Origin of the sequence: Veronia nyctiphanis, assembly GCF_004116385.1 — a bacterium.
Classification (GTDB): domain Bacteria; phylum Pseudomonadota; class Gammaproteobacteria; order Enterobacterales; family Vibrionaceae; genus Veronia; species Veronia nyctiphanis.
In genome coordinates this window covers 24,126-36,876 of sequence record NZ_PEIB01000010.1, presented here as the reverse complement: position 1 = coordinate 36,876, position 12,751 = coordinate 24,126, and the positions used below count along the sequence as shown (strand labels likewise).

The window sequence follows — 12,751 nt, the reverse complement described above, 5'->3', positions numbered from 1 at the left end:
TCACAGGTGTTACCGTCGTTCGTTGAGTGACCAGTCGTAATCGTATTTTATTTTTCCTGACCAATCAGTAAGTTGTCCGCCTGTACGATATTTCTGAATATGACGCAGAATCTCTTGCTCGGATTGTCCGAAATCAACGGCAAACCAGTCATAAATCGACGACAGTTGAAGTTTTTTTCCTTTAAGAGATACGCCTTTCTCACTGTTTATAAAGGCTTTTGCTGCTGACTCAAGCGAAACTTCTGTGTTTGCACTGGTCAGTGCTTGCGGTAACAGATTGGGGCAACCAAGACTCGCGCAATTGACCACATAGTGTGTGCGAGGGTCTTGCCAGATAGGGCGCAGGATCCGGTGTTCAATGTCGTTCAGGGTTAACTTTTTGCCTGCTATGGACACCACATCCTGATCCCAAGGCCCGAAACTGAATAAGCCACCGAGCTTAGTGATCGATTTCACTGGGTAGTCTTCGAGAATGATCTCGACAGTGGCTGCGTTATAAAGGTTCACCCAGTAGGCATACTGCTCGGCTTTACTGTAGGTACGCGGATCCAGCTTGCTAAGGGTGTCGATGTAGTTTTGCAGTTTTTTCCTGCTGGCGTCACTGACGTTACGGTATTGGAAGAGGGTATACTCACCGTCTTGCACCAGATAAGTATCGAGCAGCGTCTGCCAATTCGTATGACTGATTTGTGATGTATTCGCTTCATCACTGCTGTTCCAAAAAGGCCATAGGTCGCTTTTTGGCGCTGCGTGTGCAACTGAAGCAAAGACTAAAATCAGCAGGCCACCAAAATAGCGTAGCGTTCTTGAGTTTTTCATACTTAACGTGTTCAAAATCGTGTCCATTGTTTATTGATTTTTTTTATAAGACCTGAAAATCCACAAGCTATTTCATGGTTTGCGAAGTTTTCTTGCTGTCTCTGTGGCGCGCTCCCAGTTGCGGCTTTTCGATTCATATTCGTATTGGCAATGTCCTTCTCTGTCATTTTCTTTTTGTTGCTCACCCATTAAATATTCATATTTATCAGGATCACTGCCGTAAACTAGGCAAACAACGCTGGTAGCTCGTTGCGCATCCAAGCTGTGTTCGCCCCAGAAGTGCGCTTCACTAAATTCCTCTACCTCTAGGTCAAATAATGCGAAAAGCTCTGCGGAGGCCAGCGTTTCTTCAGCGCCTTGGTGCCAGAGCATTACTAAGGTCGCAAAGTTATCAACTGCATCTTCCTCTTTGCCCAATATTGGAATGTCATGGTCGTAAACCAGAGCATGGCCTAATTCGTGCAGTAATACATGCATCACAGCGTGTCGTGTCGCCTCCTTTGCTGTCATGTATCCTTCAATTTCTGCGTCAGGAGACCGAAAACGTTGTAAGACCTGAGTCACGAAGGTAAATGGAACCGCGATTTCCATTTTTTCTGGGTCGAAGTGTGGTCCCTCTCCACCACCGAGGCGAACTATCATCGGTTTGTAGAGCGGAAATTCTTTGTTAATAAGCGCAATAAATTCGTCTGCAATGGGTTTAGTAAATTTCAGTACAGCTTTTTCTTCTGCCGATTTAGCTGGGGTTACCTCGAGTTTAGTAGCTGCATTAACCGTTGAACTGATAAGCAGCAAGGTGGCTGAAATCACTGTTATGAACGCACGCATCCTAGGCTCTCCTTGAAGTGTTAAGCATAAAAAATGGAAACCTGATGGTTTCCATTTTGTTCTGTTTCGTTGTTTTTATCAGAGACTATTTACAACTTTAGCCTCATGCGAGAAAAGAAGGGATCTTCTGTTCGTACTCGCTGATCTTGTCGCTGTGTTGCAACGTCAGGCCAATAGAGTCCAGACCTTCCAGCAAGCAGTGGCGACGGAAATCGTCAATCTCGAAGGTGTAAGTCTTCTCGCCTGCTGAGACCGTCTTTGCCTCAAGATCCAGTGTGATTTCAGCGCCTTCATTTTGCTCGACGTATTTGAACAGTTCGTCCACTTCTTTATCTGACAACACCACTGGCACCATCTGATTGTTGATGGAGTTACCGTAGAAGATGTCGGCAAAGCTTGGCGCAATCATCACGCTGAAGCCATAATCGGCCAGCGCCCAAGGGGCGTGTTCGCGTGATGAACCACAACCAAAGTTTTCCCGCGCCAATAATACACTTGCGCCTTTAAAGCGTGGCTGGTTAAGCACAAATTCAGGGTTGTCTTCTTTTCCTGCATCATCAAGAAAACGCCAGTCATGAAAAAGGTGCTGACCAAAGCCGAGCCGTGTCACCTTCTGTAAAAATTGCTTTGGAATGATGGCATCGGTATCGACGTTTGCTGCATCTAACGGCGCCACTAATCCGGTATGTTGTTTGATTCCTGACATGGTGACTCCTTACAACTGGTTAACGTCAACGAAGTGGCCTGCAATAGCGGCAGCCGCTGCCATCGCTGGGCTGACAAGGTGTGTGCGACCCTCGCGTCCCTGACGACCTTCAAAGTTACGGTTACTGGTCGAAGCGCAACGCTCCTTGGGACCGAGACGGTCGTTGTTCATCGCCAGACACATCGAGCAGCCGGGTAAACGCCATTCAAAACCCGCGTCAATGAATACCTGATCCAAGCCTTCTTGCTCGGCTTGTGCTTTCACCTGCTCAGAGCCGGGTACGACCAGCGCCTGAACACCTGAGGCCACTTTTCTGCCTTTGGCAATCGCTGCTGCGGCACGCATATCTTCAATGCGTGAGTTGGTACAAGAGCCGATAAAGACTTTATCGATAGTGATGTCAGTAATTTTCTGACCTGCTTCAATACCCATGTAGCGAAGCGCACGCTCGGCAGAGTGACGCTCAATAGGATCAGCAAAGCTCTCAGGTGCAGGAACCACATCGTTCACGCCCACAACCTGACCCGGGTTAGTACCCCAAGTGACCTGATTAGAAATATCTTTGGCTTCAAGGGTAACCACGGTATCGAAGTGAGCACCTGAATCTGTTCTTAGGGCTTGCCAATATTCTACTGCGGCATCCCAGTCTTCACCGGTTGGTGAGAACTTACGGCCTTGAAGGTATTCAAAAGTCGTTTGATCAGGGGCAACGAGACCTGCTTTTGCACCCAGTTCTATTGCCATGTTACAGACCGTCATACGGCCTTCCATGGTCAAATCTTCAATGGCTTCACCGCAGAACTCAACAACATGACCTGTACCGCCAGCGTGACCAACTTTGCCGATGATCGCCAACACGATGTCTTTGGCGGTAACGCCCTCAGCGACTTTGCCTTTGACCTCAATCTTCATGGTCTTGGCGCTGCCTTGCTTCAGTGTCTGTGTTGCCAGCACGTGCTCAACTTCTGACGTTCCGATACCGAATGCCAGCGCACCGAATGCACCGTGTGTTGCGGTATGTGAATCGCCACAAACAATCGTGGTACCGGGCAGCGTAATACCCAATTCAGGACCCATTACGTGCACAATGCCCTGATATGGGTGATTGAGGTCGTAGAGGGTGACGCCAAATTCCTCACAGTTCTTGGCCAGAGTCTCCATCTGGATACGGGCCATTTCGCCGGATGCTTTTATGTCCTTGGTTTCCGTGGATACGTTATGATCCATGGTTGCGAAGGTTTTACTTACCTGACGAACTGGACGCCCTTTTTCACGCAGGCCATCAAATGCCTGCGGTGAGGTAACTTCATGCACCAAGTGGCGGTCTATGTACAGCAACGGGGTTTCCCCTTCTGCTGCGACCACCACGTGGGCATCGTAGATTTTCTCGTATAACGTTTTAGCTGACATGCTTACTTCCTTGATTTCTTATAATCCCGCTTATGCTTCGCGGATATATCCAGCGATAACGTCACCCATTTCAGAGGTGGACAGCGGTGGTTGATCTCCGGCCAGATCGGCAGTCAGTTGACCGGCTTCCAGTGCTTGAGACACAGCGACTTCTATAGCTTGAGCGGCTGCTTCTTCACCCAAGCTGTAACGCAGCATCAGTGCAGCAGACAGGATCTGCGCAACCGGGTTGGCGATGTTCTTGCCTGCGATATCAGGTGCAGACCCACCCGCAGGCTCATAAAGACCAAACTTGCTGTCGTTGAGACTGGCTGATGGCAGCATGCCCATTGATCCGGTGATCATCGCGCATTCGTCAGAGATAATGTCGCCAAAGATGTTAGAGCACAGCATCACGTCAAACTGCGATGGGTCTTTAATCAGCTGCATGGTCGCATTGTCGATGTACATATGTGACAGCTCAACATCGGTATAGTCTTTTGCAATTTCTTCGACCACTTCGCGCCACAGAATGGAGCTTTGCAGAACGTTCGCTTTGTCGATTGAGCACACTTTTTTACGGCGTAATCTCGCTGATTCAAAGGCGATACGCGCAATACGTTCAATTTCGTACCTGTGGTAAACCTCAGTATCAAAGGCTTTCTCTTCAGGGCCAGAGCCTTCACGGCCTTTAGGCTGACCGAAGTAGATACCGCCAGTCAGCTCACGTACCACAACAATATCGAAGCCGCGCTCTGAAATATCAGCTCGTAGTGGCGAGAACGCCTCCAGACCATTGTGAATCTGCGCTGGACGCAGGTTACAGAAAAGCTGGAAGTGCTTACGCAGTGGCAACAGTGCGCCACGCTCAGGCTGCTCGTTGGGTGGCAGGTTTTCCCACTTAGGACCGCCAACAGAGCCGAAAAGAACGGCGTCAGCGTCTTCACAGCCTTTCAATGTGTGGTCAGGAAGTGGAGAACCATGGTTATCTATGGCAATGCCGCCGACATCATATTCCTTTTTGTCGAACATCAATCCGAACTTGTCCTGTACTGCATCAAGCACCTTGTGCGCTTGCTGCATGACTTCTGGTCCAATGCCGTCGCCGGGTAACACTGCGATTTTATACTGTCCTGCCATGGTTAAACTGTCTCCGTCTTTAACGTTGCCTGTTCTTTAATTTCTGCAATTTTGTCTGCGCGATAAATGCTGTTGATAACATGCAAAAGCGCTTGTCCTGATGCTTCAATGATGTCGGTCGATGCACCGGTACCGTGATACTTGCGGCCTTTATAATTGGCAATAATGTCTGCCTGTCCAAGGCCATCCTCACCTTCGCCTTTGGCGGTAAGGTCAAATTTATCGAGTACGATATCGTAGCCGGTTACGCGGTAGATCACCTGATACAGAGCATCTACTGGACCATTACCGATAGCCGCTTCTGATACTTCTTCTTCGCCGCATTGAAGCGTCACGGTTGTTGTCGCCATTACACTGCCAGATTGCACGCTTAGGTACTTCAGTTTGTAATAATCGTCTTCAGCCTGAACATTGTTGAAGAACATCAGGGCTTCGAGGTCATAATCGAAAACCTGTCCTTTTCTGTCAGCCAATTTCAGAAAAGATTCATAAAGAGTGTCGAGGTTGTAGTCCGCTTCGGTGTAACCCAACGTGTCCATGTGGCTTTTCACTGCGGCACGGCCAGAGCGGCTGGTCAGATTCAGCGCTTTGTTATTCAGGCCTATCGACTCAGGGGTCATAATTTCATAGGTTTTCTTGTTCTTCAGTACACCGTCCTGGTGAATCCCTGAGCTGTGACTGAAGGCATTGGCACCAACGACAGCTTTGTTTGACTGAATCGGCATGTTACACAGTTGGCTCACCACTTTACTGGTGCGGCTGATTTCGGTGTGATTGATGCCAGTATTCACGCCAAGCAGGTCACCTCGGGTCTTGATGATCATCGCGATTTCTTCCAGCGCACAGTTACCAGCGCGCTCGCCGATGCCGTTGATTGTCCCCTCTACCTGCCTTGCACCAGCCTGAACGGCTGCGATTGAGTTGGCGACAGACATGCCCAAATCGTCATGGCAGTGTACTGAGATAATCGCTTTGTCTATGTTAGGTACGCGGTTGAAAAGGGTTTCAATGATGCCACCAAATTCTCCCGGCACCGTATAGCCGACTGTGTCAGGAATGTTGACCGTGGTCGCTCCTGCTTTGATGGCTTCTTCAACCATGCGGCAAAGGTTATCGATTGGGGTACGGCCTGCATCTTCACACGAAAACTCCACGTCATCTGTATAGCGGCGTGCACGCTTGACAGCAGCGACACCCATATCGACCACCTGATCGTAGCTACGGCGCAGCTTGTCTTGAACGTGAATAGTCGAAGTAGAGAGGAACGTATGAATACGGAATGCGTCAGCGACTTTCAATGATTCAGCCGCGACATCGATATCTTTATCGACCGCACGTGACAGCGCACAGATACGGCTGTTTTTGACCTCTTTGGCAATCGTTTTGACTGACTCAAAATCACCAGGCTTGAGATAGGGAAACCTGCCTCGATAACATCAACACCCAGTCGTTCTAGTGCCAGTGCGATCTGAAGTTTCTCTTTTACAGTCAAACTTGCCGACAGCGCCTGTTCACCATCACGTAATGTGGTGTCGAAAATTATCACTCGGTCATTCATGGTCGTTCCCTCTCACTACTCCGGCAGTTTTCCGGAGTGCCATACAAAAAAACCCGCGCTGTTTGCGCGGGTTTTAGACATTCTTTCGTTTCCGTCTGTTGTCCATTACCTACCCGCGCGGTGGATTCGCGATAAGGAGAAGTAGGTCTAGGAGCAGAACTGGAAACGTCATCGTTGCATCACTCTTAATAAGTATGCACAAACAAATATCAAACCGCTTACCCAGCCGTCAACACGAAAAGAAAAAATAATGAGAAAGCGTTATCCAAAGTCTCAAAACTGGTTCATTTCGTTATCAACTGATTATCTGACAGAATAATTATCTGCGCGAGCTTTTGGGGTTTCACAAGCCACTTAAATAGAAATTCGCGATAAGTGTCAGTTCAAGAGTCAGTATTTTGTCAGTGGCACGCTCCCTGTGTTCTTGCTTCGATGGGACAGAGTGAAGTTTTTACGTCTAGGCCCGAGGGGAAAACACAAAGCATTCTCTGATTTTCATGGTGTTACGTGATACTTGCCAGTTTTTTACTATAGAAAAGGCACCCGGAGCGGACACTAAGCCCAATAAACTGGTGGAACATTGGCTAATTTCACTTATTAGCAAGGTACTACTCCCAAAAAAAAGTAGAAAAACAGACCTAAAATGCCTTTTCCGTATCGCAAATACGCATATTCATAAGTTTGTCGAAAAACCGTCACCTGACCGTCATGAGTGATTACTAGTCTTCTTTTTATGTAAAGAAAGGAGATATTCACTATGAGGGGTCTGGTAGCAATAAAGCGGGTTGATACTGCTGTGTCCACCCTTTGCTTGTGTAATCGGTTCAGCCCAGTTATTGCAAGGTTTAGCCGCTGGGTATCAAAAACGGGTGATGGCCCTTTATATTTGATTTTGGGCGTTCTGGTGGCGTTAACTGATGGTGTACGCGGGCAATCATTCCTGATTGCAGGTTTAATGGCGTTTGCTCTGGAGCTACCGATTTATGTGGCGCTAAAACGCTCATTCAGACGTGCAAGGCCGCAGGATCTCCCTTCATTTATCACACCGTCTGACCTCTACAGTATGCCTTCCGGGCATACGGCGGCGGCATTTCTTATGGCTTCCTTGCTCAGTCACTTTTATCCCGCTTGGGAACCCCTTTACTGGAGCTGGGCAGCATGATTGGCATTTCACGTGTTTTGCTGGGCGTGCATTTTATCACCGATATTCTTGCAGGCATGGTTCTTGGGCTGACGTGTGCTGGCATCGTGTTGTCACTGTTACTGTGACGTAGAGAGCAGAGGAACAAAATGAAAATACTTTATGGTGTACAGGGCACAGGCAACGGCCATATATCAAGAGCCAGAGCAATGGCAAAGGCCTTCAAGGACATGCCAGAAGTCGATGTCGATTTTCTGTTTTCTGGCCGCCCTCCTGAAAAGTATTTTGATATGGACGTTTTCGGTGATTACCAGACCCGAACCGGACTGAGCTTTGTCAGTCATGCGGGCAAAGTAAGTATCGCCAGAACGGCTATTTACAACAAACCGTGGAAACTGTTGAAAGAAATCCGCGAGCTGGATGTCAGTAGCTACGATTTGGTCATTTCGGACTTTGAACCTGTCACTGCATGGGCGGCAAAAAAACAAAATGTCCCGTCTCTGGCTGTCAGTCATCAGGCCGCATTTTCGTTTGATGTGCCCAAGCGCGGTGAAGGCTTCCTAGATACTCAAATCATGCGATTTTTTGCGCCGACAGAACATAAAATCGGCCTGCATTGGTACCACTTCGATCATCCTATTTTACCGCCGATCGTTGACCTCTCTCACGACGCCATACCTCAGGAAGAAGACTTCATTCTGGTTTATCTTCCGTTTGAGGATTTGAATGAGGTGGTTAAGCTACTGAAGCAGTTCGATACCGAGTTCATCTGTTTCCACCCTGACGCTAAAACGCAGGCAGTGCATAATAACGTGACGGTTCGACCTCAGTGTAAAGAGGGTTTCCACGATGCTCTGCTTCGTTGTAAAGGTGTGATGGCTAACGGCGGTTTTGAACTGCCTTCTGAGGCGCTGACAATTGGTAAGAAACTATTGCTTAAGCCGCTGACAGGACAATTTGAACAACAGAGTAATGTTGCGACGCTCGAAATGCTGGGCATGGCTACCTGCATGGAAGAACTCAACGCAAACACCATTCATCAATGGTTGGATGCACCCAAGGCGCAAGCTATTGATTACCCTGACGTCGCGCCCGCGATTGCCAAGTGGCTGGTGAGTGGCGATCTTAATGAATTGCCTGCGTTGCAAAAGGAGCTTTGGCAACAAGTGGTTTTCCCTGAACATGTCACTGATTTACTGTCAGACTTTCGTGATTGGTCTCAGGTGCGTTCATCGTCGTTTCTGACGTCTCGTCGTGAGAGAAAATCAACGTCAGACGCTCAGCCAGATAAAGCAACGCAATAAGCTGCGATCAAGACTTCAAGTCAGCGTCTGGCTCAGGCAACTGAGCCAGACGCTGTTTCTCTTAGCTTGGCAGGTATTCTTGTCCCCAGGCTTCCTTAACCACACCATTGTTGATGAGCGTCCGTATTTCCTCCCTTGTCATGCCAAGCTCGCTAAGAATTTGCTGACTTGAATGGCCGAATGCCTCTGTGGGAGAAAGCGCCCAAATCTTGCTATTCGAAGGTCTGATTGAGTAATGGTCGACAATAGTAATAGGGTGACCACTTGGGTGATCCGGGTAGTGTGAAAACGCATAGCTGCCCAAATGTATACCCACTTTTCCATCCGCATCGCGGGTGTATTGTTCTCGGAGCCACTCAATACTTTTGGGTTCAGCGGCCGCAATGCCGACTTCTGCCATTAGATGAAGCCAGTAAGCGGTTTCAGCGCTTTTAAGCCGCTCAGCAATATATTCTTGCTGCAGGTTACTGGGCAGGCGTGACAGCAAAGAAAAGTCTGACAGGCTTGCCAGCAAATCAAATTGCTCATCCTCTGCATCGAGAAATAACCACCCATCCTCGGTTTTATAGAAATGCGACAGCGGGTGATAACCTAAGGCTTCTCGGCCAGACGGCTCAGCAAAGGGCGCTCTGTTAGGATAATCGTAAGCATATTTTATTTGCGCGAGATTGGTGATGGCAGACAGTGATGTTCTGCAACGTGCAGCCTGACCCGTCCGCTCTCTGTGGTAGAGCGCCAATGCCATACTCAGACCCGCAGCAAAGCCACAGTTAACGTCTAACGTGCCAAGGTGGGCATGCTCTTCCGGTGTATCAGGGCCTCCGAACCGACTCATGATCCCGCTGTTTGCCTGAATAATATCGTCATAGCCAATGAAGTCGGCTTTCTCTGCGGGCTTGGGCCCACCGAAACAATCGAGTCGACAAAAAATCACATCAGGGTTTATGGCCTTGAGCGTTTCATCATCCAAACCAAGAGGTTTAACCTGTCTTTCCGGCGCGTTGATCACCACGATGTCGCAGCTTTTCACTAGCTCTGAAAAAATACGTTTCCCTTCATGCGTGAGCATGTCCATTAACAGGCTTTTTTTGCAATATTGGACTGAATGCTGAACAACACACCAATCAAGGGATCATACATCGGCTTGGTCGGGTCTAGCTTAATCACCTCGGCGCCGAATCGGGCAAGGAACGCGGCGGAGTGAGGACCTGCAATGACGTTAGTCAGGTCGAGAATTCTCACCCCAGATAACCAGCCAAGGTTTGGGTCTCTGGCCGCTGGTATAGAGACGTCAGATTGCGGTCTGTTTTTTTGCTGATTGTTGAGACAAAAAGAGGCAATGGCATCTGTATAAGAGACGTGTTGTCTCGCTCTCACCTCAGTGGTTTTTTCTGCCTGATGTTCGAACCATACCAGCGGTCCGGGCACACGCATTTCGCCAAACTCTGGATCATTGATACCAACAACCAACCCACTGTCATTGCAATGCTCGCTGTTTACCCATTCTTTCGTTGTTCTGTGTGGTGCGCCGGGTATCCCGTTGATGCCAAAAAGTTGCCCCCATTCATCAGAGGTTCTTTTTACAAACTCTCGTTTCATTTTTTCAGAAATGACCCCTGCCCACTTCTCGGGCAATGGATAAACACCGATAGAGGTTTCGCCGTTCCACTCTTGGATAGGCAAATACAGATCATCAACGTCTGGCAAACCTTCAGCCAACAGCTCATCATAAATACCCATGAGGCGAAGGCACCGTTTTGCATGATTGCGGTGCGACGGACAGACGACATAAAAGTAGCGTCCGTCTTTACATTGATAAGTGCGATAAAAAGGATCGAGATACTCCTGAAGTGCATCGTAGCTAACATCCATTGGCTGATTAGTGCTACGGCGGTGGATAATCTCTTTTTCACGCATGGTCAGGTAGCGTTCAGGCAACCCCTCAACAACGACCGAGTTGTAAGAAAGCCCCTCCATCAGTGCCGCAGCAACAGGTACCTCGATATGATCCCCCAGTCCGGTTTTCTCGCGTGAAAACATTGCTAACGCCACCGAACTTGCCGCTAGTGTCGTCGCGTAGGCGGAACCCAGTGAGAGAGGTGAAAAGCTGGGGTTGAGTCCCATCAAAACACGGTTGAAGCCCATATCGGTGAACGCACCGGATGTTGCCGCAATGATGGATTCCGTCGCTTTCCACTCCCTACGGAGTGTATCGTTGGAGGCAAAGCCCGGGATTGAGAGGGTGATCAGGCGCGGATCGTTTTTCCTGAGTGAAGCGAAATCTATTCCTAGACTTTGAAGCTTACCGGGACGAAAATTTTCGATAATGATATCCGCTTCGGCACACAGCAAGAGAGCTCTTTCTCTGCCAGTATCACTTTTCAAATCCAAGGTAAGGCAGAGTTTGTTCCGATTGAGCGTGGCATTCGCCGGATCTTTCCAAAGAGGCCCGGAGGGCGGGTCGATATGAACGACAGTTGCACCCATATCAGCCAGAATCATGGCAACAGCAGGGCCAGCAATATATTGACCAAAGTCAACGACATTGACTCCGGCGAGCGGCAGTTCGTTGTTCATCAATTCTTATTCCTTTATCCGTGTCTAAATAAAGACTAAAAATGCGTAGGTTCAGCAATGTTTGCTCAGCAATAGTTGCCGTGTCATTTAACGGTTAAAGAGTAATTTCAATTTATTTCCACGACTATTAATAAAAATTAACTCAAAGGAATAAGAATTTTTATATCTTGGTTTAATAATTAAATATAGAGAGGTTTATTTAAGATATTGTTATTATCGTTTTCTACTTCGTTCATGATCCAATCAATAAATAAAGATGCCTGAGGGTGAAGTATCTTCGTTTTAGAATTAACTAAATAAAAAGCTTCACAGGTAATTACATTTTCATCAAATAGCCGTATTAATCTTTTTTCATTGATATACCGTTCAGCGAGGCTACTGCGCCCAAGTGCGATGCCACCGTGGTTCGCAGCAACTTCCAGAGCATTCACTAAGGTATCGAACTGACATCCTTGATCAAATTCGGCGTTGATGACTTGCATCCGGTTGAACCAATGTCCCCATCCATCTTCATAGCCAATCACGTGCAAAAGCCGCTGTTTGAGCATTTTTTCTGGTGTGAGCTCATCGGGCAGAGAGCCGTAAATATCTGGACTACAGACGGGGAAAAGGGTATCCCAGGTTAATCGCCTGGCCTCAAGGTCACTCCAACGCCCGTTACCATAAACAACCTCTAAGTCGGCCTCGTGTTTCCTGTCTGCTCCGTCAAACCAGATGTTACTGGTTATCTTGAGATTGACGTCTGGGTGAAGATCTCTGAATAACTGCAATCTTGGTGATAACCAGTTGATAAAAAACACTAAATTCACCCTGATGGTCAGGAGTTTATTGCGCCCCTGGCCAAACAATTCTTCGGTGATTTCAGACAGTTTAGAGATAGCTTCATGCACTACTGGGAGATACGCGCTGCCGGCTTCTGTAAGCCTCAGGCCCCGTGGCAGGCGGATGAAAAGCGTGGTACCTAGTTGACTTTCCAAGCCTTTTATTTGCTGGCTAATAGCAGCTTGAGTAATGTGTAATTCTTCGGATGCGTGAGTAAAACTCAAATGACGAGCAGCGGCTTCAAAGGAGCGAAGCCAGTTCAAAGGCGGTAATCTTTTCTTCATGTTGAGACGTCCTATCCACGATGAATCATGCTTTCCCTTTCAAAGTAGTTCAAAAACTTCGCGGATCAATACCGAGCCCCTAATCCATCTATAAAATAACTTATATCTATGGGGCAAATTTTCTTGATTGTCTGACCGATATAAATTGTGACTAACTATCTCCATGCTTCGTATTACCGTTTT

The 12,751-nt window shown here is 48.0% G+C and carries 7 protein-coding genes and 3 pseudogenes; 2 read left to right on the top strand and 8 right to left on the bottom strand.

Annotated elements, in window-relative coordinates:
* Window positions 1-9: 9 nt before the first annotated feature.
* From CS022_RS09905 to leuA, 6 genes and pseudogenes are all read right to left on the bottom strand, one after another.
* Window positions 10-819: a DUF547 domain-containing protein gene (locus tag CS022_RS09905; RefSeq protein WP_129122219.1), complete on the bottom strand. Its 810-nt coding sequence runs from the start codon at window positions 817-819 to the stop codon at window positions 10-12.
* A gap of 72 nt (window positions 820-891) precedes the next feature.
* A complete protein-coding gene (locus tag CS022_RS09900) occupies window positions 892-1,647 on the bottom strand; it encodes a DUF4344 domain-containing metallopeptidase (RefSeq protein ID WP_129122148.1) in 756 nt (251 codons plus the stop codon).
* A gap of 103 nt (window positions 1,648-1,750) precedes the next feature.
* Complete coding sequence (gene leuD / locus CS022_RS09895; RefSeq protein WP_129122147.1) at window positions 1,751-2,353, bottom strand: 3-isopropylmalate dehydratase small subunit; 603 nt, start codon at window positions 2,351-2,353, stop codon at window positions 1,751-1,753.
* Window positions 2,354-2,362: 9 nt separating this feature from the next.
* Window positions 2,363-3,763, bottom strand: coding sequence for a 3-isopropylmalate dehydratase large subunit (leuC, locus tag CS022_RS09890; protein ID WP_129122146.1), 1,401 nt, complete (start codon window positions 3,761-3,763; stop codon window positions 2,363-2,365).
* Between the two features lie 30 nt (window positions 3,764-3,793).
* Window positions 3,794-4,882: a 3-isopropylmalate dehydrogenase gene (gene leuB / locus CS022_RS09885; protein ID WP_129122145.1), complete on the bottom strand. Its 1,089-nt coding sequence runs from the start codon at window positions 4,880-4,882 to the stop codon at window positions 3,794-3,796.
* Window positions 4,883-4,884: 2 nt separating this feature from the next.
* A pseudogene (gene leuA, locus CS022_RS09880) lies at window positions 4,885-6,440 on the bottom strand (2-isopropylmalate synthase).
* A 757-nt stretch (window positions 6,441-7,197) separates the two neighbouring features.
* Between leuA and CS022_RS09875 the strand changes: the two are divergent.
* Window positions 7,198-7,709: pseudogene (locus CS022_RS09875) on the top strand (phosphatase PAP2 family protein).
* 21 nt (window positions 7,710-7,730) lie between these two features.
* Window positions 7,731-8,885 carry an MJ1255/VC2487 family glycosyltransferase gene (locus CS022_RS09870; RefSeq protein WP_129122144.1) on the top strand — a complete coding sequence of 385 codons (1,155 nt, stop codon included), beginning with the start codon at window positions 7,731-7,733 and terminating at the stop codon, window positions 8,883-8,885.
* A gap of 61 nt (window positions 8,886-8,946) precedes the next feature.
* Here CS022_RS09870 and CS022_RS28055 read toward each other — a convergent pair.
* Window positions 8,947-11,462 (bottom strand): annotated as a pseudogene (locus tag CS022_RS28055) (CoA transferase).
* 179 nt (window positions 11,463-11,641) lie between these two features.
* Window positions 11,642-12,568: a LysR substrate-binding domain-containing protein gene (locus CS022_RS09860; protein ID WP_129122143.1), complete on the bottom strand. Its 927-nt coding sequence runs from the start codon at window positions 12,566-12,568 to the stop codon at window positions 11,642-11,644.
* Window positions 12,569-12,751 lie beyond the last annotated feature (183 nt).